20 protein-coding genes are annotated in these 21,886 nt (G+C 41.8%); 8 read left to right on the top strand and 12 right to left on the bottom strand.

The window, feature by feature from the left end; genetic code table 11:
- Window positions 1-31 precede the first annotated feature (31 nt).
- From CDC33_RS10925 to CDC33_RS10915, 3 genes are all read right to left on the bottom strand, one after another.
- Complete coding sequence (locus tag CDC33_RS10925) at window positions 32-790, bottom strand: phycobilisome rod-core linker polypeptide (protein WP_109008498.1); 759 nt, start codon at window positions 788-790, stop codon at window positions 32-34.
- Window positions 791-1,071: 281 nt separating this feature from the next.
- Window positions 1,072-1,821 carry a phycobilisome rod-core linker polypeptide gene (locus tag CDC33_RS10920; RefSeq protein ID WP_109008497.1) on the bottom strand — a complete coding sequence of 250 codons (750 nt, stop codon included), beginning with the start codon at window positions 1,819-1,821 and terminating at the stop codon, window positions 1,072-1,074.
- 40 nt (window positions 1,822-1,861) lie between these two features.
- Window positions 1,862-2,722, bottom strand: a complete 861-nt coding sequence (locus CDC33_RS10915) for a phycobilisome linker polypeptide (protein WP_109008496.1) — start codon at window positions 2,720-2,722, stop codon at window positions 1,862-1,864.
- A gap of 554 nt (window positions 2,723-3,276) precedes the next feature.
- On the opposite strand from CDC33_RS10915, the gene gloA2 reads away from it, so the two are divergent.
- The 3 genes from gloA2 to CDC33_RS10900 all read left to right on the top strand — a co-directional run bounded on the left by gloA2 (window position 3,277) and on the right by CDC33_RS10900 (window position 4,615).
- Window positions 3,277-3,672: an SMU1112c/YaeR family gloxylase I-like metalloprotein gene (gene gloA2, locus CDC33_RS10910; protein ID WP_109008495.1), complete on the top strand. Its 396-nt coding sequence runs from the start codon at window positions 3,277-3,279 to the stop codon at window positions 3,670-3,672.
- 358 nt (window positions 3,673-4,030) lie between these two features.
- Window positions 4,031-4,246, top strand: a complete 216-nt coding sequence (locus tag CDC33_RS10905) for a hypothetical protein (protein ID WP_109008494.1) — start codon at window positions 4,031-4,033, stop codon at window positions 4,244-4,246.
- 177 nt (window positions 4,247-4,423) lie between these two features.
- Complete coding sequence (locus CDC33_RS10900; RefSeq protein ID WP_501193669.1) at window positions 4,424-4,615, top strand: Rpn/YhgA-type helix-turn-helix domain-containing protein; 192 nt, start codon at window positions 4,424-4,426, stop codon at window positions 4,613-4,615.
- 64 nt (window positions 4,616-4,679) lie between these two features.
- On the opposite strand, the gene CDC33_RS10895 is transcribed toward CDC33_RS10900, so the two are convergent.
- Window positions 4,680-5,756, bottom strand: coding sequence for a PIN/TRAM domain-containing protein (locus CDC33_RS10895; protein WP_109008493.1), 1,077 nt, complete (start codon window positions 5,754-5,756; stop codon window positions 4,680-4,682).
- Between the two features lie 390 nt (window positions 5,757-6,146).
- Here CDC33_RS10895 and hemW point away from each other — a divergent pair, with 390 nt between their 5' ends.
- Both hemW and CDC33_RS10885 read left to right on the top strand, forming a co-directional pair.
- A complete protein-coding gene (gene hemW, locus CDC33_RS10890) occupies window positions 6,147-7,328 on the top strand; it encodes a radical SAM family heme chaperone HemW (protein ID WP_109008492.1) in 1,182 nt (393 codons plus the stop codon).
- Window positions 7,329-7,379: 51 nt separating this feature from the next.
- Window positions 7,380-8,267 (top strand): UTP--glucose-1-phosphate uridylyltransferase, encoded by an 888-nt coding sequence (locus tag CDC33_RS10885; RefSeq protein ID WP_109008491.1) that lies wholly within the window; start codon window positions 7,380-7,382, stop codon window positions 8,265-8,267.
- A 105-nt stretch (window positions 8,268-8,372) separates the two neighbouring features.
- On the opposite strand, the gene CDC33_RS10880 is transcribed toward CDC33_RS10885, so the two are convergent.
- Entirely contained in the window at window positions 8,373-9,770 is a 1,398-nt protein-coding gene (locus CDC33_RS10880; protein ID WP_109008490.1) for a hypothetical protein, read from the bottom strand.
- A 306-nt stretch (window positions 9,771-10,076) separates the two neighbouring features.
- Between CDC33_RS10880 and CDC33_RS10875 the strand changes: the two genes are divergently transcribed.
- The 3 genes from CDC33_RS10875 (at window position 10,077) to CDC33_RS10865 (ending at window position 12,022) form a co-directional block, all read left to right on the top strand.
- Window positions 10,077-11,201: a THUMP domain-containing class I SAM-dependent RNA methyltransferase gene (locus CDC33_RS10875; protein WP_109008489.1), complete on the top strand. Its 1,125-nt coding sequence runs from the start codon at window positions 10,077-10,079 to the stop codon at window positions 11,199-11,201.
- 93 nt (window positions 11,202-11,294) lie between these two features.
- On the top strand, window positions 11,295-11,528 hold the full coding sequence (locus tag CDC33_RS10870; protein ID WP_109008488.1) for a UPF0175 family protein: 234 nt from the start codon (window positions 11,295-11,297) through the stop codon (window positions 11,526-11,528).
- Between the two features lie 8 nt (window positions 11,529-11,536).
- Window positions 11,537-12,022, top strand: a complete 486-nt coding sequence (locus CDC33_RS10865; RefSeq protein ID WP_109008487.1) for a PIN domain-containing protein — start codon at window positions 11,537-11,539, stop codon at window positions 12,020-12,022.
- A gap of 134 nt (window positions 12,023-12,156) precedes the next feature.
- Here CDC33_RS10865 and CDC33_RS10860 read toward each other — a convergent pair whose 3' ends face one another.
- The 7 genes from CDC33_RS10860 to CDC33_RS10830 form a co-directional block, all read right to left on the bottom strand.
- Window positions 12,157-13,776 (bottom strand): NAD(P)/FAD-dependent oxidoreductase, encoded by a 1,620-nt coding sequence (locus CDC33_RS10860; RefSeq protein ID WP_109008486.1) that lies wholly within the window; start codon window positions 13,774-13,776, stop codon window positions 12,157-12,159.
- A 656-nt stretch (window positions 13,777-14,432) separates the two neighbouring features.
- Complete coding sequence (locus CDC33_RS10855) at window positions 14,433-14,915, bottom strand: hypothetical protein (RefSeq protein WP_109008485.1); 483 nt, start codon at window positions 14,913-14,915, stop codon at window positions 14,433-14,435.
- A gap of 232 nt (window positions 14,916-15,147) precedes the next feature.
- A complete protein-coding gene (locus CDC33_RS10850; RefSeq protein WP_109008484.1) occupies window positions 15,148-15,603 on the bottom strand; it encodes a CAAD domain-containing protein in 456 nt (151 codons plus the stop codon).
- Window positions 15,604-16,237: 634 nt separating this feature from the next.
- On the bottom strand, window positions 16,238-17,263 hold the full coding sequence (locus tag CDC33_RS10845) for a S66 peptidase family protein (protein ID WP_109012535.1): 1,026 nt from the start codon (window positions 17,261-17,263) through the stop codon (window positions 16,238-16,240).
- A gap of 418 nt (window positions 17,264-17,681) precedes the next feature.
- Complete coding sequence (locus CDC33_RS10840; protein WP_146195802.1) at window positions 17,682-19,886, bottom strand: beta strand repeat-containing protein; 2,205 nt, start codon at window positions 19,884-19,886, stop codon at window positions 17,682-17,684.
- Complete coding sequence (locus CDC33_RS10835) at window positions 19,870-20,523, bottom strand: filamentous hemagglutinin N-terminal domain-containing protein (protein ID WP_369694295.1); 654 nt, start codon at window positions 20,521-20,523, stop codon at window positions 19,870-19,872. The genes CDC33_RS10840 and CDC33_RS10835 overlap by 17 nt, the downstream gene beginning before the upstream one ends.
- 221 nt (window positions 20,524-20,744) lie before the next feature.
- Window positions 20,745-21,347, bottom strand: coding sequence for a hypothetical protein (locus tag CDC33_RS10830; RefSeq protein ID WP_109008482.1), 603 nt, complete (start codon window positions 21,345-21,347; stop codon window positions 20,745-20,747).
- Window positions 21,348-21,886 lie beyond the last annotated feature (539 nt).

Here is a 21,886-nt window from a genome sequence, read left to right as displayed (position 1 = left end):
TTAGAGGCTGGAAAATTCCCCATTGGTAGCGTTAAGCTATTTCCGTGATACTAAGAATCTTGCCTCCTGTTTTGTGGATGTTCTGAATTTTCTGGGCTAGCTGGTTGTATCCTACGTCAAAGGTTGCCATGCTTTTAGTCATCCGAACACCAAAATTGGCTTTGGAGACAGCAACACGGAACCGCTTCTCTGTATTGCTGATAGCACCCGAACCACGAGGGGGGGAAACAATTTTGGTAGCGAGGTTAGTGCCAATGTCGCTAATCAATTTTGCTGATTTGCCCAAATCATTGGCAGCAAATCCCCGCATCAATGCAAAGCTACGGTTAAAAACGATATTCTTGACCCCAGCTTGGGTACGATTACCACGGGCAAAGGGTACAATATTGTCGCCAAAACTCCTGATATATTCATTGCTATCAATGTAGGAGTTGATTTCTGCTGCGTAACCCTGAGTGTTGTAAATTTGCACATGTTCTGCCACTTCAGCCTGATCTTGCGGAGCGCGACCGAGCAAATGTTTAAAGTTTAATTCGATAAAACGATAGGGAGAAGAAGTTTCAAAAAACAACGAACGGTATAGATCAGATTGAGCCACGGCTCTGACGAAGCCAGTAACAGTGATGTCACCGTTCCGCAATTGAGACTCTGCACTGGTAAGCCGTTGGTTATCAAATATATGAGCATTGCCCAAAACTTGCCGATACACTGCTCGGATCACGCCTTGCAGATCATCCTCAGTGGCGTTAGCGCGTAATTCAACAGACTCGGCTTCTATCCAAAGTGCCATGTTATACCTCCTAAATTTAGGATTTTCCTGTGATTTTTTGAAAAATTGTAAATTAAAAAAGTTAATCATCTTGGGTGGGCAATGCCCACCCTGGAAAACGTTACCGAAGAAGAATTCAGAATTCAGGAGCCAGAATCCAGCTTGGGGATTCTGTGCGACTAAATGTATAAAAGAGGTTTAGAGCAAGCGATTTTAAACGCGTGTGATATTAAATTCTTTCCGTGACTCTTCGCCCTGATTTGACTGCTGGGGTATTCTGAATTCTGTCTTCTGACTCCTTGTTATGCCATTTCAGTAATGCTGACGATTTTGCCAGAAGTGCGATTAATCCGTTGAATTTGCGGGGTCATTTTACTAGCTGGAACAATGTACTCAGTCGTACTGATGCGGCGGGGGCTGTCGAATTTGGAACCTGTGACTACGATTTTGAAACGTTTTTCGCTACCAGAACCAATGACGGTAGACGAAGAGGCATTAATAGCATTGGCACTGTTGGTAGCCACAGCATAGACCAATTGTGCAGACTTGACTGAGCTATCAATTTGGGCAGGGCCTCTATCAATAGCAAACATTCGGTTGTAGCCTACTTGCTTGAAGTTGGCTTCGCTGCTTTTACCGCGATCGTAGGGTACTACGTTTTCGCCAAAGGCTGCTTGATATTCACTGCTATCAATGTAGGAATCAATTTCAGCATCGTAGCCCTCGGCTATAGTGCGAACAATATGCTCGGAAACTTCTCGTTGATCCTGGGGTGCGCGACCAAGCAAGTGCAGAAAGTTAAGTTCTACAAAACGGTAGGGAGCGCAAGACTCGAAGTAGCGGGTACGATAAAAATCAGACTTGGCAACGGCGCGAACAAAATCCCGCACAGTGATGGAGCGATCGCACAATTGTGATTCTGCTGTCACCAACCGCTCACTCTCCATGACATGAGGGTTGCCTAAAACTTGTTTGTAAACTGTACGGATGATAGTTTGAACTTCCTCTAAGTCACTAGCGGGCCAAAGTTCAAGAATTGTCTGGGATGCCATTGAAATTTATGCTCCTCAATTTTTAAGTTTGCACCTGAATTTATACAGCAGTGATACTTGCGATCACACCGCCCTGCTGGTGAATGCGCTGATACTCTTGAGAGAGCTTTTCGTAGGGCACCAGAAAGACTTGGTTGGAACGGCGAAACTTGGAAATACTATTGAAGGTTTTAGCACGATAACCTGTTACTTCAATCCGGTAAACTTTACCACCAGCACTAGCATCGACTCCAAGACGAGTACGGGCACCAGTGGGAGGTGGAGAGAAGGTTGCCCCAGCACTAGCAGGTGAAATTACTGCTGTGGGTGTGCTTTGAATTACTAAAGAATTTAGCTTGGGAGCCTTACCCGACAAGTCACCCTTCAAGCTACTGCTGGAAGCACCCCGCACCAACTGAAAGGTGTGAGTAAATTGCACCATACTCTGAAGAGCTTCGGTTTTGTAGCCTCGGATATAAGGCACAATGTTCTCACCAAAGGTGGACTGATATTCATCACTATCGAGATAAGAATCAATCTCAGCTTCAAACCCTTGAGTATCAAGAATGGTGCTGTGTGCCCGCATTTCTTCTAAATCTAGCGGTGGACGACCCAGCAGATGGCGGAAGTTGAGTTCGATCGCCCGGTAGCGCGCACAACTGGTGAAAAAGCGAGAACGATAGAGTTCAGATTTAGCCACTGCTCTGACAAACTCGCGGACGCTCAATTCACCTCGCTTAAATTGAGATTCGGGCACAACCAGCCGCTCACTTTCCATCACATAAGCATTGCCTAATACTTGCCGATAGACTGCCCGAATGATTGTTTCTGCTTCTTCTTGTGAGCGACCTGATACCCACTCAACGGGAGGGGTTTCATCAAATAAACTTACTCCCAGGCGTGAAGCTGGTCCAAATGGCATTAACTGTTTCTCCTGTTAACGAAAGTTTAAGAAAATTGTTTCGATTTATAAATAAATTTCAGATTGCTCATCCAGTCCAATCAAATTGCTGGATTAATTTGTTGCAACTCAAATTGCCAGCTTCTATAAGCATGGAAGTTTTGATTTCCTAAATGCTCAAGCTTTTTAGGCGTTGTATCCGCTTTGTTATGATCATTTTCTTATGAGCGCGTAACGATGAACATCAAGATTTGTAAATTTTGATGTAATGAGAGAATTTTGCACTCGGTTTGCACAAACGATTTTGATTTTAATGGGGATAGGGCATCATCGGGCAAGAAGGCAATAGGCAACTGCTCTCTGCCCTCCTGCCTTTATGTATATTTTTTTATTTGGAAGTCCCTTACCTACTCTCATCCTGGATTATAAATTTACGGACAAGTCTATTGGATACATGCACTCCTTCAGGAATTAAAAAGATTAAAGCTTAACCTATACTTGAGAAGGTGTAATGTGGTTGTGTTATTACCTACGTACACTATGTTAATAATTGTAGTAAAATAAGCAAAACAACAATGAAAACCACTGGTATTCATCATGTAGCTATTATTTGTTCTGACTACAATCGCTCCAAAAAATTTTATGTAGAAGTTTTAGGATTTCCGATTATTCAAGAGACTTTTCGCGCTGAGAGAAATTCTTATAAATTAGATTTACGAGTTGGAGAAAATGCTCAAATAGAGCTATTTTCTTTCCCAAATCCTCCAGAACGGCCGAGTAAACCAGAGGCTTGTGGTTTAAGACATCTTGCTTTTAAAGTTGATGATGTTGAGGAAACTGTTTTTTATTTAAAATCGAAAGGAATAGAGGTAGAAAATATCAGAGTTGATGAAATTACAAATAAAAAATTTACTTTTTTTAAAGACCCAGATAATTTGCCATTAGAGATTTATGAAAATTCTTATATATAAATGTTTAGATTAAAGAATTTCAGAGCTTTTTAACCTTGGTTGTGATCAAGAGTAATTTAGATGTGGCCGCCCTGCTCCTGGAAGCTTTTTAATTGTGGTATTCAACACAATAAACTACTATAGGAATCCGGTTTGATTTATGAAAATATCCGTAGGATGTGTTAGCGACAGCATAACGCATCAAACCCTTGATAATAGTGCGTTACGAACTCCGTTCTAACACACTCTACAACACCTAATTTCGTTCAAAAATCAAATAGTAATCCTATATGTTGAATAAGTTTGCTTGTCTTTGATTGGTTTGCAGTATATTATTTTTATGGCAAACGGATAACAAAGTTGTCAGGACTTTTGTAAAATGACTAAGATCAAGATTTTTGACTTACAAAACTGTGTAGAGTTATTTGATGAAGAAGCTCAAGCCATCAATGGCGGTAGCTGGGTAAGTAAGTGGTTAAGACAAAACTTGGGAATTCCGGAAACCGATTTTGATCCAACACACCCTAAAGTTGTACCTACACCAGGGCAAACAGGTGAGCCACCACAACTACCACCAGGAACCGCTTTAGCTTGAGCAATTTTGAAATAGCTAAACTGATAATCCCCATTAGTAACCTCCACTCATTTAGCATATAAGTGAGTGGATGTCATTTTTTAGCTTTGAAAGTTTTAAATCCAAAATTTTGTAGCGATTTTAGCTGGTTTAGTATTAGACAAAGAGGTTATCAGACGAGTTTTGAGGTCAGATATTATGCGCGAGTCAGTGATTTATCAAGATATTTTAGAAGAAGGCAAAGCTGAAGGCAAAGCTGAAGCTTTACTTGAAGTGGCAAGCAATCTTTTGAATACTGGTATGCCATTAGAACAGATAGCAAGGTTGACAGGGTTATCAATTGAGCAGTTACAGTATTTGCAGGTAACTGAGTCTGATGAGTCCAAATAAATAATCGGTGCAGGTTGACTGCACCGATTGCACAATTTATATTTAATTGCACCGGACATTTCCCTCACGCCAATGCGGAAGCTTGGGGTTTGGCAAAAATCATTCTTCCTGCGGTGGTTTGCAAAGCACTAGTAACTACTACTCGCAGTTCACCACCCACATAACTGCTGCCTTCTTCAACGACTACCATTGTGCCGTCATCTAGGTAGCCAATGCCTTGACTGGGTTCTTTGCCTTCCTTGAGAATTTTCAAATCCAGGTTGTCACCTGGTAAATAACTGGGACGGACGGCGTTCACTAAATCATTTACATTTAAAACAGGTACTTTCTGGACGCTAGCGACTTTAGACAAATTGTAGTCATTGGTTAACAATGTACCGTTAATTTCTTGGGCAAAGCGCACCAACTTGGCATCAACTGTAGGAATATCTTCGTAGTCAATTGTATTAATCACGATGCGATCGGGATATTCTTCTTTAATGCGGTTGAGAATTTCTAGTCCTCGTCTTCCCCGCACCCGCTTTTGGTCTTTACTAGCATCCGCTACTTGTTGGAGTTCTTGCAAGACAAACTGCGGTACAAGAATTTGCCCTTCCAAAAACCCTGTTTCTAGTAATGCTTCAATGCGACCATCGATAATGCAGCTGGTGTCTAAAACTTTAGTATTGGCGGGTTTTAGCGTACCTTCCACTACCATCGATTCGACGGTGTTGGGATTAATAAACCGTAATAACCCTCGCCCGTGGGTGTCTGCCAAATTCATGCCAGTCACGGAGAGGATAATACTACCAACAACTGCCACCAATGGCTTAATAAATCCAAAATCTGCCGGGATGGGTAGCAAAAATAGTGGGGCTAGCATCAGGTTAGCTAGTAATAGCCCAATCACTAAGCCGATCGCACGAGTTAAAATCACTTCCAGAGGCATTTCTTTGATTTGTGATTCTAGGCGACGATATGTCGTCTGAAAACTCAGCCCGATCGCACCACCAATAATAGCCGCAAAGACGGCAACAACTAAGCGTAAAGCTTCAAGATTTGTTACCTGATCTAGTGTGCCATTGGGCAGTAGTTCAATGCTGTAGAACCCTATTCCCGACGCTGCCAGAATAAATGAGAAAATAATAATGGCGTCAAGCATGGTTGTCTTGTTTTCCTGCAACTGTGTTCACCGATAAAGTTAAGTATTTTTTATTTCATCGGTAAGATAAACTCATCAATATTGACTTACACTAAGGGTTTAGTAGGGCAATATCTGCAATTATTATAACCAAAGGCTTTTATCTTCATATTTTTCATTGTTTCGTTGTAAAACGACAAAAACTTGTAAAAAAACTACTTATTTTGTAAGAATTCAGAATTTAGAATCCAGAATTAAGAAGACTTTGATACTCAAACTTAATAAGTTTAATAAAATCAAGAAGTTATTGTACGCTTGATTTTACAATTATTCTGGCTCCTGACTCCTGAATTATTACCTCATTTTCATTGTCTCTAATTCGCAGTTGGGTTAACTTAATCTTTTCTCAAAATGAGTCAAAAATTTAGTATTTCTGGAATTGCGAGTTCTGCGTATGTGCATATTCCCTTTTGCAGACGGCGGTGTTTTTATTGTGATTTTCCGGTGTCTGTTGTGGGCGATCGCTTGCGGGGCGAAACATCTGGTACTATCTCCCAATATGTTGAGGTGCTATGTCAAGAAATTGCCATTACACCAGCATTGGCTCAACCCCTGAAGACAATTTTCTTCGGCGGTGGTACTCCTTCGCTGCTATCAATAGAGCAGCTACAACGGATAGTAAAAGAACTAGAGAAGCATTTTGGTATTGCGTCTGGGGCAGAAATTTCGATGGAAATTGACCCAGCCACCTTTGATTTAGCCCATATAGCAGGCTATCGCAATGTTGGCGTGAACCGGGTAAGTTTAGGTGTACAAGCCTTTCAATCAGAATTATTGCAAAGGGCGGGGCGATCGCACTCAGTTGAAGATATTTTTGCAGCTGTGGAACTAATCCACCAAGTCGAGATTCCCGAATTTAGCTTAGACTTAATTTCTGGGTTGCCGCATCAGTCTTTGGATCAATGGCAAGATTCCCTCTTAAAAGCGATCGCACTTTTACCCACTCACATTTCTATCTACGATCTTACCATCGAACCAGGTACAGCCTTTGGTCGTTACTACAAACCTGGCGATACTCCTTTGCCTACGGATGAAGCTACAGTCAAAATGTACCAGATGGGGCAGCAGGTTTTGACTAGTGCAGGTTATGAGCATTATGAAATTTCTAATTATGCTCAACCTGGTCATCAGTGTCGGCATAATCGAGTTTATTGGGAAAACCGCCCTTACTATGGCTTTGGTATGGGTGCGGCGAGTTATGTTGACGGGAAACGCTTCACTCGTCCCCGTAAAACTAGGGAGTATTACCAGTGGGTAGAAGCTGGCGGTGTAATTGATTGTGATGTGACTTCCCCAAAGGAAGTATTGTTAGAAACGTTAATGTTGGGGTTGCGTTTGGCGGAAGGTGTGAGTTTGGCAGTGTTGGCCGAGGGGTTTGGGGAAGAGAAGGTGGAGAAAATTTGCAGGTGTTTGCGATCATATTTTGATCAAGGTTGGGTGGAAGTTGCAGAGGGAAGGTTGCGTTTGATTGATCCCCAAGGGTTTTTGTTTTCTAATGTGGTGTTAGCAGAGTTGTTTGAGAAGTTGGAGTGAGCAAGAGGCAGGGGGCAGGGGAGATTTTAAGCTGATGAGGATTGAGGATTAATGCAGAAAAATAAAGTTAGAAAAGCTGTGATTCCGGTAGCTGGTTTTGGGACTCGATTGTTTCCAGCTACTAAAGTTGTGAAAAAAGAACTTTTTCCGATTATTGATCGAGATGGTAGGGCAAAACCTGTGATTTTAGCAATTATTGAAGAAGCAATGAGTGCTGGAATTACAGAAGTGGGGATTGTGGTACAGCCGGATGACAAAGAAATATTTGAAGATTTATTGAAAAACCCACCTAAAAAAGAACTTTTAAATAAACTTTCACCGCAAAATCAAGAATATAGCCGATATATTGAAGATTTAGGTAGCAAAATTACGATTTTATTGCAAGAGGAGCAATTAGGTTATGGTCATGCGGTATTTTGTGCCAAAGATTGGGTGCAAAATGAGCCGTTTTTGCTAATGTTGGGCGACCACATTTATGCATCTGATATTGACAAATCTTGTGCTAGTCAACTTTTAAATGTTTATGAACAAGTTAATCAAAGCGTTGTTAGCTTAACTACAACGCCAGCAGAAAATCTTCATACATCTGGATGTGTAACAGGAGTTTGGCAAGAGTTAAACTCGATTCTGGAAGTTACACAACTCTATGAAAAACCTACCATTGAGTATGCACAACAATATTTACGTGTACAGGGAATGGCAGAAAATGAGTTTTTATGTATATTTGGTTTGTATTTACTAACGCCAAAAATTTTTGATTTTTTAGCAGAACACATCAACCAAAATTTCCGAGAACGAGGCGAATTTCAGTTAACATCTTGTCTTGACAGATTACGTCAGGAAGAGAGGATGACAGGATACGTTGTTAAAGGCAAGTGTTTTGATACGGGTTTGCCAGATACTTATCGTCAGACAATGATTGATTTTAAAAAATTATAGAGTAATCTTAGTTCAATTCGTTTGCCTGGGAGCATCTCACTTTTCCTTCCTTCCTTTATTTCTTGGAAGTCTCTTATGTGAAGTTGAAAATTAAGCTAACATCAATCACAAAACTATCTCAAAACTAGCGGTAGTTAGAGCCGGAAAGGAGCTAGCACCCAATTGTGCAAATTTACCCCCGGAATTTATATCAGCAAAATCATCTGCCGAACCATTAGGGTTATAAAAGATACTACCATTTGCGATATTATAAACAATTACCGCGCTACTACTTGCTGCTAAAGTATCGTTTGTCACTGTAGCAAAGTCTGCGGAATTTAATTCAGTTGGAAAGACTGAGTTACTTAGAGCGGTAAAGGTAGATTTAGATAGTTGGATCTTGTCTTGCTTAGGATTGAAGTCACCAATAATATCAACTCCGAGTTCCTTAATATCAAATTTTGATCCTGTTGCAAATGCAAACTTATCTGAACCAGCGCCTCCTTTTAAGAAGTCGTCCCCACTATCTCCCTGTAAGTAATCATTGCCTTTATTCCCAATCAAAATATCTTTTCCACTACTGCCAAAAAGAATATCATTACCCTTGCCCCCCAGAAGGTTGTCGTCACCACTACCCCCATCTATTCTGTCTGCACCATCTCCACCAACAAGGTTGTCAGAACCTGCCCCGCCATCAATGTAATGGTTGCCAATAACACCAGAAAGCGAAATACTATCATTACCGTCCCCAGCAAAAATAACCTGATCGCCAGCCAAAAAATTCCCCCAACTAAGGGTATCGTCTCCATTTGTGGTAACAACATCAGTACTTATGACATTTCTGGATAGAGCAACTGCCTCTTTTATGGCATCAGCAAAATTCTCACTTTTAGAATCAAGAGTTAGTACACCACCTCGACCAAGCTGGGTAACTAGTATCTCGTAATCGAGTGCAACATCACTCGTAGTTAGAAAAATTGGAATAATATTATTTGCTTCTAGCGCAGTTTTTACTTGTCCAATCTCTGGATAATCTTCATTAGGATCAATTACACCATCTCCATTATTGGCAATAGTATCATTTGGACGAACTGCTGCCCGATCGCCTGCAACGTGATAAACACTATCGGTGGCTATTATAACAACACGAAATGAACCCACTCTGTAACCGAGACTGCCACCGCTATCTAAAGCTGTGTACAAGAGTGCGTCTAATTGTGATTCGGAGCTATCATTGCCACCAAAAGCTTCAAGGTCAAAGATTTTGTCTTTGATTGTTGTGACATTATTTGTTAAAGCGACTTCTGGTTTATATACATAGTCAGCGTAACCCCCAAAAGGCGGTATTGGCTTATCCTTGAAGGAGGCAATACCAAATTTCAGGTCATTACCATAGATACTTGCTAACGTCGGGTTGGTTAACCGATTTACCGTCGCCGGAAGTACGGCTTTTACCCGGCCCAAATCCTTATCTGCTGACGATGTTAAGTCTTTTAGCAGAACAATATCAGATACAAAAGTCATTGTTTATCCCTCTGACGATTTTAATTAATGGGTTGTATTGCAAAATGCCTGAACACTATTTCAGCTTGATGTTATCAGGGTTAATTGAATTTAAGATAGTACTGAAAATGAAGAAATAATAATCTCTTTCCACAAAAATTTACTGTGTCCTTACTCCAGCTTGATTTCCTTTGTCTGGGGCAAGTGATGCTAAGTTACTTAAAAGGTTATAATCGCAGACTTAACGAGAGAGAATATCACCAAGATATGAGTTAAGCTAAAGTGCGTCAATGGGTCAGCAGTGAAGAGTATGTTTTGGATTAGAGGATGAATCAGTATTTTGCAACGGTTGCTCGCGGATTAGAAACCCTCGCGGCTCAAGAGTTAGAGCAGCTAGGCGCTCATTCAGTAGAGCCTGGGTTTTGCGGTGTAGCCTTTGAGGGCGATCGCACTCTACTTTATCGCGTCAATCTCTGGGCTAGGCTGCCGTTCCGAATCTTGGTGAATATCCATGAGTTTCCATGCCTTGATGCCAAGGATCTCTATCACGGTATCCAGAGTATCAATTGGCAAAACTATTTAACGCCAGACATGACTTTGGCGGTGAATGTCACAGGCAAAAATGATCGCCTCAACCACAGCCACTTCACATCTCTCCAGGTCAAAAATGCGATCGTTGACCAACAGAAAGAAAACCTGGGTGAGCGTTCAAATGTAGAGCTTCATGCCCCAGATGTGCGGGTCAATGTTCATATTGAACGTGATAATTGTACCGTTAAACTCGACAGTTCTGGAAATAGTCTGCATCGCCGAGGCTACCGTCCTGCGGTTGGAGCAGCCCCTCTAAAGGAATCTTTAGCTGCTGCCTTGATTCAACTTTCGGGTTGGGAGCCAAACCAGATGTTCTACGATCCTCTTTGTGGCTCTGGCACTTTACCTCTCGAAGCTAGCTTAAAGGCACTGAATATCGCACCAGGACTGTTTCGTGAATCCTTTGGATTTGAAAATTGGCTCGATTTTGATTTATCCCTTTTAGAAAAGCTGCTGCAAGAAGCTAAGGATAGCCAACTAGATACCCTGCCTGCACCTATTTGGGGAAGCGATCGCGATGAAAATATAATCGAGCAAGCGATTAATAATGCTCAAAACTGCGGCGTTGATAACCATGTATGGTTTTCTCAAATGGAGCTTGCTGATGTTGTTGCCCCCGCAGACAGTGGGATTTTATTCTGCAATCCACCCTATGGCGAACGGCTGGGGCGAGATAGCGATTTAGGGTCATTTTACAAACTTTTGGGCGATGTGCTAAAACAACGCTTCAAAGGCTGGACTGCCTTTGTCCTGAGTGGCAACAAGGAACTGTCCCAATCGATTGGGCTAAAATCATCCAAGCGAATTGCAGTGTACAACGGAACGTTGCCCTGTCAGTTAATGAAATATGAGTTGTATTAAGACGATTAACGGTTTGCACTATGTTGAAGGCGATCGCTCTGGGTAGCCTATTCTAACTGCTAAAATGCAAGAAACAAAGCTGGAGAAAAAGCCATGAGTCTGGCAGTTTTGGACGATATCATCGAAGCTAGTGGCTTACCAGAACGCGAATTCTTGTTGGAAATTGTGATTATGCTATTCCAACGGGACAAAATAAGCTTAGGAAAAGCTAGTGAATTGCTCGGAATGCATCGGATGCAGTTTCAAAAATTACTGGCTGATCGGGGCATTTGTGTTCATTATGATGTAGCTGAATTTCAGGAAGACCTCAAAACATTGCAGGAATAAGCTTGACGATGACTATCGTCAGTAACACTTCGCCAATCTCGAACTTAGCAAAAGTTGGGCAAATTAATCTTTTACAACAGCTATATGAAACAGTTTTGATTCCAACTGCCGTTTATGATGAACTGCTGGATGAGCGGGCTGGAGAGGATGTCATTACAGCAGTTCAATCAGCAATTTGGCTAAAAATACAAGTAGTGCAGAACCAAGAATTAGTCAGTGAGTTGCGAAATCTGATAAATTTGGGAGAGGCTGAGGCGATCGCTCTTGCTATTGAAGTGAATGCAGTCCGATTACTAATTGATGAGCGTTTGGGTAGACAAGCGGCAACAGATCGGAGATTGAGAATTACTGGGGTATTTGGTGTTCTGCTGACGGCAAAACGACAAGGGTTAATCACAGCAATTAAACCTGTGATGGATGATTTAGTTGCCAAGGCAAATTTTCGGGTCAGCAGTCAACTATATGCAGAAGTTTTAATGGCAGCGAATGAATAGATTGATGTCTATACTTTTCTATTGGCTAAATTTGATCGCATTTTCGCAAAATATTTAAGGCGAACGGACAGCTCAACCCAAAATCGGATGCAAAGACAGCGTAGTTTACCGCCGTCAGCATCGCATTCACTATTTCAGATTTTACGCTCGCAATTCCTCAAAATACTTAAAGCCACCGCCTCCGCCACCTTGATACCATCGATACCAGCAGAGAGGATTCCCCCGGCGTATCCCGCGCCTTCACCAGCCGGATAAAGACCGAGTGTATTTAAACTCTGATAATCCTCTTTGCGTTTAATCCGAATCGGTGATGAAGTGCGGGTTTCTACCCCAGTCAACACGGCATCATCCATCGCAAATCCCTTTATTTGTTTGTCAAAAGCGGGAAGTGCTTCACGGATGGCTGCGATCGCATAATCTGGTAAACTTTCACTCAAATCACCCAAATGTACCCCAGGTGTATAAGACGGCTTAACTGTGCCGAATGCTGTAGAGGGGCGATGGTTGAGAAAGTCTCCCACCAACTGCCCTGGAGCTTCATAAGTTCCACCACCCAATTCAAATGCTCGTTCTTCCAAACGCCGTTGGAAGTCAATTCCCGCTAAGGCGTTGCCCGGATAATCTTCGGGGGTGATGCCCACAACGATCGCACTATTGGCATTGCGCTCATTGCGAGAGTATTGGCTCATTCCATTGGTGACGACTCGCCCCGGCTCTGACGCGGCTGCAACCACTAAACCTCCCGGACACATACAGAAACTATAGACGGAACGACCATTTTGGCAGTGGTGAACCAGTTTGTAATCGGCAGCACCTAAAAGCTTATGACCAGCTTGAGGCCCGAAACGGCATTGGTCGATGAGAGTTTGGGGATGTTCGACCCGAAAACCAATAGAAAAAGGTTTAGGCTCTATGTAAACTCCACGATCAAATAGCATTTGGAAGGTATCACGGGCGCTATGACCCACCGCCAAAACTACATAATCGCTGGCGATATATTCCCCACTGGCGAGGGTGACTCCCCGCACCTGTCCATTTTCGATGTTGATATCTTCCACCCGACTTTGAAAGCGAATTTCACCGCCGAGAGATTCGATTTTGGCACGCATACTTTGGACGATTCCCACCAGTTTAAAAGTGCCGATATGCGGTTTGTTGATGTAGAGAATTTCCGGTGAGGCTCCCGCATTGACGAGTTCGGTTAGCACCTTGCGTCCATAATGCTGAGGATCTTTGACTTGGCTGTAGAGTTTACCATCGGAGAATGTACCCGCCCCACCTTCGCCAAACTGGGCATTAGATTCGGGGTTGAAGTCTGATTTTTTCTTCCAAAAGCCAAAAGTATCAGCAGTGCGATCGCGAACTTGTTTTCCACGTTCTAAAATGATGGGACAAAAGCCCATTTGCGCCAGCATCAAACCCGCAAATAATCCACAAGGCCCAGTACCAATGACGATGGGGCGAATCGCCAAATTGCTCGGTGGTTTTGCCACTGGGCGATAACTCATATCTGGCGTGACCATTACATGAGGATCTTTTTTCAGGCGCTTGAGTAGATGAGTTTCCTGAGTCGTTTCTACATCCAGAATATAAACAAGGGTAATCTCTCCTTTTTTACGGGCATCATAGCTACGCTTGAAGATAGAATAGCTGATCAAATCTTCGTCCGTGATTTGCAGCTTTTTAAGGATGGCAGTCTTGATCGCATCTTCAGGATGATCAAGCGGGAGCTTTACTTCAGTTAGTCGTAACATAGCGAGGAGAAATGCATACTGTCTATCAAAATATTAACAAGAGAGGCAGGAGGCAGGACGAATACTGCTTTTTGCCGAAACTTTATATAAACACAGACTTTTCACGTTATGGAAAAACCTAACCCCCATCCCGCCGCAGTTGCAACGAGTAATAATATCTAGCAAAAATTACCTCAGCACGAGTATGCGGCTTGCAATCAATACCTGTTAAGGTGTAGTTCCAATGTATTGAGCAACTTAGGCTATATAAGACTCCGGTTTTAATTTTGCAAGCCTCCTGAAACTCAAAACCCTCTTGTACAAAAATTAGAGGTAAAAATCTTTTCAATAATTAAATAGGATTTCTATATACTCGTATAAAATTTTAAAAAATACTTTTTTGAAAAAGTATAATAATGCTTGATATTATACTTATGAGTATTATAGGATTACTATTTGATTTTTGAACGAAATTAAGTATTGTAGAGTGTGTTAGAACGGAGTTCGTAACGCACTATGAACACGAGTTTGATGCCGTACTCTCCGTGCTAACACATCCTACGTATATTTTCTCCAAATCAAACCGGATTCCTATATTAACTTTAAAATCTGGAAAAAGTTTCTATAAAAAAATAGAATGACGGTTAAACGCCATCTATTTATAATCTGTACAAAAATTAATATGTCGGAACAGTACCTGCACCCAAACCCCTTAAGTCTCGCCCTGTGGGACTGTTGTTATATCCTTGAAAGTCGCGGTATTGTTGTGCTTCCTCCTCTGGAACACGAATGCCTTCTTGTGGCGGTGTTACCCAGACAGGGCGATTTTGAGCATCTCGATAGTAAACACGCCCATTCTTAGAAAGGTAGTATTTCCCCTGCGCTCCTGCTCCTTGGGCATTCTTTCGCTGATTGTAGAGGTAGTAAAGTCCAGCAGCTCCTGCCAATATTGCCACTTTTTGCCCTGTACTTAATCCCCTCCTAGCTTGGGGTTGATTTACGGGAGCGCGATTATTTAAATTTCTCCCAACAGTATCGTCAATTGGAGGTTGCGTAGCATTTTGGGAACCTCCACCGCAGCTAGAAAGCAGAGGGACTGTTAGCAATGTTGAAAGAAATACTGTTGTTGTCAGCGAAGCTAATTTATTTGTCTTGATCATACATTTTCTTTTCCGGCTAATTTAGCTGATGTGGTATAAGATAGGACTTACGCAAAAGTGCTAAAAAGCTTAATTTATCAAACCGCCTTTTCTACGAGAGGCTTCCGCCAACGCGTAGCGTCTCGTTAGAGAAGAACACCAAGAATCTACAGTTTTATACAATGGTCAAGCAAAACTTAGCTTTTTACTTGACCAAAAGTTCAGATACACTGTATCCGCCACTATACTTTAGTTAGCTTAAAGTCTGTGATTCTTCTCTGCCTAGAGTTTGTTTTTTAAGCAAGCGAATCTCTGTTGCTAATTCTTGCCGAGTTGAATCTTTGAGCAAATAGCGGAAAGCAAACCAAATTGTGTAACCAAGTCCAATTAATTGGAGAAATGGAGAAACTAAGGGAATATCATTTATGGCATTGAGTACCGCTAGAAAAATCCTTAGTGCCGTAACTGTTATCACAAGCAACGCAAAGCTGATAATCAGCAATTTATATTCTTGGTAAAAACTACCTATGTACTCAGGTATTTTTGCCAAAAATATAGAAATCTGTCTACCAATTTTTTGCCATTGTTCTTCATTTTCCGAGGCGGGCGGCAACATTGCCAAGTTTCCAGACTCTGAACCTTTAAGTGCTTCTATCTGGTTTGGGGAGGCAGTATTGACATACTGATCTTGCTGTAATTCGGTATCCATAATTATCTCCTGATTTTCTGCAATGAGAGCAGTTTTAAAGTTTACACCTTGTTATTATCAATTTTTGCAACGCTTACTTTGCAACTAGATTTATTACTCCTTAGCGGTACAGCTAAATATTTATCTGCAAATTTATTACGGACTTTAATAATATTTAGACATTTTTAAATTTCCTTCTCATCAATCTTTTGGCATAGATTTTGTCTTCTAGAAGAGTGATGGAGCAAGTATTACAACTTAAACAAATAAATATTTAATAATGTGAGGATATTTGATTTAAGTATAAGGTATTAATAAACAGGTCAAACTAGCTAGGTTTAATAGTATGTACTAATTTAGCTAAGTTTAATTTTAAAATTTACTGCTAGAAACTAGTCACAGTATTTACAAAATTTAGTTTAGATTAATTTTATAAGTAGTAATACATTAATACTAAAAAACTGTTTTATATCATACTTGTGGGTTATAAAAATATATTTAATTACTTTTTATAAAATGAAAGTTTAAAACCTCGCCTGCAAGTGGCGCGGAACAGTCCTTGTATCCCAAGGTAGATAGAAACCCTCTGCCCGTTGTGTCTGGCTTGATTCAATTGCGAATTGCGAATTGGTTTCATTCCAACCTCCTGCCTCATTCACACAAGGCTAACAGCTGCCTCTAACATTCGTATTGTCCCAAGTTCGGCATTTATTTCCACTTCCACACCGATTGGCAAAGTAAATTTATCCTTAATATGACCAATCATTGAACCGTACCAAGCAGGAATACCTAAAGGAAGTATGTGTTGTTGCAATACTTGCATTAATGTAAATGACGGTTCATCTCCAAGACTACATTTAGTGCATTGCCCAAAGATAAAGCCAGCAATTTGATTAAGTATCCCAGCAGTTTTTAACTGCGTCAGCATCCTATCTATACGATAAACATCTTCGCCAACTTCTTCCACAAACAGAATGCTTTTGTTCCAAGAAGGTAGGTAAGGTGAACCTACCATTGCTGATAGCACTGACAAGTTTCCACCCACAAGTTTACCCCTCGCCTTTCCCGGTGCTATGATCTCCATCCGCACTTCGCTAGGGTTGAGATTTTGCATAGCCACCGCTTCAGCATTAAATAGGATGCGCTTGAAGTAATCAACTGTAAATTGATTCCAGGTAGACGTAGCAACTGGGCCATGAAAAGTAATCATTTGACTACGGGCATTAATTGCTAACAACAGCGTTGTAATATCGCTGTAACCGATAATAATTTTCGGATGGGAGCCGATTAGCGAGTAGTTGAGTAGGGGTAAAATGCGATTACAACCCCAACCACCACGCATGGGAATAATTGCTTTAATGGTGCGATCGCTAAACATCAAGTTTACATCCTGGGCGCGATCGGCATCTTTACCTGCTAAATAGCCGTAACGGTCTAAAATATGTTTCCCCAGCTTGACTTTTAACCCTAACTGTGAAAATGATTGCTGTGCTGCTTCGATATCTTTAGCGTCAACGATACCCGCAGGGGAAATCAATCCTACGGTATCGCCCGCTTGCAGGTGCGGCGGCTTGCTGCTGGTGTTTGCAGATGGCTTACCTTGGGCGGTAAGTGGTGATATCTGGGTGGCTAGTGTAGCTAGTCCACAGGTTGTGAGAAATTGCCGACGCTTGATATTCATAACCATTGAGTCGGGAATTAGGGATTGTTTTTCTAAAAAGCTAAACCACATCTAGTTTGCATATCTAAAATTTATATAACTCTTCTGGGATGGGCAACATGAGCGCCGTAATTATGCAATTTTATTTGTGGAACAGCTTACCTAGTACCCAGTTTTGTAAAGAGTAGTTATAGCACAATACAATTCAGTTAGCGTCAAAAACCTTAAACTGCGTAGGTTGAATATATCTTTTCTAACTCCTATAAAAATGGGCGAATCACGAGTGATTACTTGAGCCTATCCCAACTATTTTAAAAATCCCTACTTATTTTCGTAAAAGTGCTTTAAAACCTTAATTTTTCGTTTTCAGTTTTTAATAAGCTTAAGCTTTATAGTAGAAATATTATTAGTGGGATAGGTTCTTGTAACTCAACAGCATTTACTGATGAGCATGAGTTGTACTGCAAGGTACAACATCTTTCTGCCACGAACCACGACCGCCAGCAGTTACATTAGCTGTAAGTACTACCTCTCCCTTTTTGTTTACCGCCCATCCAGTTGCTTCTACAATACGTTCTGGTGTGGTAGTAACTACTCTAGTAGTAACAGGTGGATTGCTGCTCCGGCGTAGCCCACGGTTCGCGTAGCGTCTCCAATTGGCATCGTTGCTAGGTTTAACCGATACCCAACCTACTTCTACTGTGCTGTTTGGGAGAATATCCTTGCTAGGATTAGGAGGTAAACCGCCACGTCCGGTAATGATAAAGCTGCTTTGAGCATAACCTGGACTATCGCAGACTTGGACTACTTCAGTTTCTACACTTATTGTAGGTAACTCAACTAAGCCTCTGTTGGGGTCGATACCAGGTGTATTAAGTTCTACAGTGCCTTGTCTACCAAATTCTGAACTAGCAGTGATGTCACTTAAGCGAGTTGGACTTTCACGAAACTTAATACCATAAATGCCATTCGCTTTTATATCCACTCTCCCACCTGCACCAGAAAAAGCATTAGCGCTGATGTCACTGTTTTCTTCGGGGATAGCAACAATAAATTTAGAGTTAATATCGATACTACCACCATCTCCACCCTGTTGTGCTGTGCCTGCACTAGTGGAAATTTTACTGCCACGGCGCAGCAGTAAGAGGTCTTTTGCTGATAGAGTAATATTTCCTCCATTACCCGACGTCGTTTGCGAGGTAATACTTCCCTGGTCAAGACTGACAGAACTTGCTTCTACTTTAGAATCACCTGCTCTTCCAAGCCCTGTGCTGTTACTGGTTATCTGTGCGCCATTTTTGATAGTCAACTGCCCAGTTTCAATCGTTAAATTCCCAGCGTCTCCCACGCCTGTGGTTTCAGTTGTCAAGAGGCTGGGCATCTGACCGTCGGCTGAAGTGCCATTTAGCTCTATAGAGTTAGAAGCATTCACCGTTACGCTTCCTCCTCGTCCCTCGCCCCCAGTACGGGCCGACACAATTGCTCCATCCAGGACTTGCAATTTCTCAGTTTTAATTGACAATTCTCCGGCAGATCCAGTACCTGTGCTTCCAACAAGCAAGCCGCTTCTGTCCTGACCATTTGCCGATGTTCTAATTAGTTGCACTGATTCGGAAGCGGTCAGACTCAACGTCCCTCCCGACTGAGCCGAGCCTAAATTGGAAGCTGAGGCTCTTGCCCCATCCCGGGCAATAAATAAGCGAGTTTCAATCGTCAAGTCTCCAGGTTTGCCAGAACCTTCCCCCAAAGCAAACAGACCACTAGGGGTCGGATTATCAGCTGATGTTGATGTTCCAATCAGTTGCACCGAATCAGAGGCTTTTACAAACAACAGTCCTCCTTCTCCCGAACTAGTATTAGCACTTGCAGTTGAGACTAGTGCCCCACCCTGAACAATCAATTGCCCAGTTTCAATGTTCACCGAACCGGCATTTCCGATACCATCAGTCTGAGTTATGATTCTGCTAAAATTCGCACCATCAGCCGATGTTCCACTCAGTTCCACCGAATCAGAGGCTCTTACAGTCACAGTCCCCCCCCGTCCGGAGTTAAAAGTACCAGCTGCTATCTCTGACCCATCTCGGATAATCAACTTCCCAGTGTCAATCGTCAAATCTCCACCAGTTCCGACACCATAAGTTTCAGCTAATAGGCGGCTTGCTCCAAGGACTTCCACCAACTCAGAGGCACGGACGGTAAGTGTCCCTCCCGGTTCGGCTCCTGGATTATTAGCTACAATCTGTGAACCATCAGCGATTCTGACACGTCTACCTTGTAGTTGGATATCGCCAGTGCCTAGTTGAGAACCGATACCTCGTCTAACACTGGTTTGGACTATAGCTCCTTTGGTGAGGGATACGTCTGCTAGCGCTACATTATCAGGAAAAATCAAAGGCAGATTTTTGTCATCTATATTCAGCCCTACCGTTCCTTCTCCTGCTAATCCTCCCAATTCGACTCGACCATTGGGAACGAACAATTTCCCCCCTTCTAAGTTTACATCACCACCTACGGGAGCAACGCGATTTTGTGAGGTGCTAAAATCTGGGACGTATATAGCTTGTTTCAGGATGCGATCGCAACTAAAAAACCAGATTTTGTTGAGAATATAGGGGTGTAATTGAGAACTAAACCCCGATCTCACTTTTTCGCGTTGCTCCCCCACCTACTAACAACAAACTTTTTTGATTGCCAGAAAGTTGCAGGCCTCTTGTAGCTCTTGTAGATTGATTGGTAATCGGTCTGGCAATTTGATTGAATAGCAAAGCTGAAGGATTGACCGTTAGGAGTGCGGGAGAATTAGGAACTGAGGCACTGAACAAGCCTTGCTCACCAAACCCGATGGCATTTGCTGTTGTTGCTAGAAAGGAACCTCCTATAGTAAGTTGGGCATTCGGGCCAAAGATAATACCATTGGGATTAATTAGAAACAGGTTAGCAGTACCTAAGACACCGAGCGTGCCGAAAATTTCGGAGCGGTTACCCCCTGTCACCCGACTAATAATATTCTTAATACCAGAAGGATTGCTGAAAGAGGCTCGTCCTCCTTCTTTAACGTTGAACTGCTCAAAACTGTGGAATAGATTGGCACCGCGACGTGTTCCACCGTCTATCAGGTCAAAGTTAGGAGAAGGTATAACAACGGAATTTGTTTCTAAGGTTTTATCGGGTACTATCTGGGCTAGGGCAGATTCGTTGGCTGCTGCGATCGCTGCAATTAAAGCCAATAAGCTTGCCAACCTCAATTGCCACCACTGATAAAATCGGCTTTGAGAAAACACTGGAAAATTCTCCTAAAAGGATATTTGTAAAGTTTTTATCAAGTTACTTGATTATTAAAAATGAAACTGAGGAAATTTTCGACAGCAAAGAAAAATAGTAGCCATACTCAATTAATACCCCGCAAGAGAAATTCTCTAAGTGGGGTTATTGTTTTTGGAGTGGCTGTAGTATCTAAAATTTGGGTTTGGTTAGGCACTACAAGACCAAGCTAATTGAAGAGTCAAGAGGTTAGACCCTTAGAGGCAAGCTCAATATCGAGACTGGGTATGAGATTAGATTTGTTCTCAAGAGTGGCGAATTGGGTTGCCTGTAAAGACAAGGCACTAGTGTTGCGGTTGTTAAACTCTTTAGTGGAAGTAGTGCCAAGCCTGATCATGGAGACAGCATCATAATTTATCTTTACACCTGTGTCTACATTATTTGTGTTTACAAGGTCACTATCGAGACTGGGTATGAAATTAGGCTTGTTCTCAAGAGTGGCGAATTGAGTTCCCTGGAAGTACAAGGCACCAGTGTTGCGATCGTACCTGAAGTTTTTATTTATATGATCTAAAGTTGTCTTTACATGCTTATAGTTGTGATTCACAGGGTCAATATTGATAATCTTACCTGAAGAGAAGTTTTTAATGATGTCAAAACCATCACTACTATAGACGAAGCACACGTCATCCAAAAAGAGCACATCAATTACATTGTTGAAGACAAACTCATCAGCACCACCAAGACCATTGAGAGTGTCATTACCTAAATCACCAAAAATAGAATCAGTTTCTGGAGTTCCAATCAGATTGTCGTCACCATCAGTACCGTTAATAGATGCCATGTCGATCACTCCTTGTCAAACTATGGTTCAGTGCAGAATTAAGTTAATTTAACGTGAGCTTCTAAGGAACAAGATTCATTATGCCTTAAGAAAAACGGCGTTGCTGAATCGAGGTATGAACCTGGATGTAGAGCAATACGCTTCGGTTAAGGCTAAAACTGTGTTACCAAAATCAATTTTTTAACGTAGACGCTGCATCGGCTTGCCGCAGGCTACCGCCAAGGCTGTGATTTTACCCCCTGCATGACCAAATTTTGAACCATAACGTGACCAAAAGTTAACGTAATTTCAAGCTTTTGAGCCAATCAATAACTTAACTTTTGAATCAAATTATGTCCGCGTGTTTTACTTGTGTTCCATAATACGACCAAAAGTTTTATTTTTAGACTTGGTAAAAAATGCCGAGCAAGACACGTTAATTTAGTGGAAAATTTTAAACTTTCGGTCAAAATATGATTCAAAAGGTCCACAATATGGTTCAAAAATATGTTTCGCCAAAAATTGAGTGATAAAGCGATCGCCTGAAATCTGAATTTTTA

It is taken from the genome of Nostoc commune NIES-4072 (assembly GCF_003113895.1).
Classification (GTDB): domain Bacteria; phylum Cyanobacteriota; class Cyanobacteriia; order Cyanobacteriales; family Nostocaceae; genus Nostoc; species Nostoc commune.
This window is presented reverse-complemented; position numbering and strand designations above follow the sequence as displayed.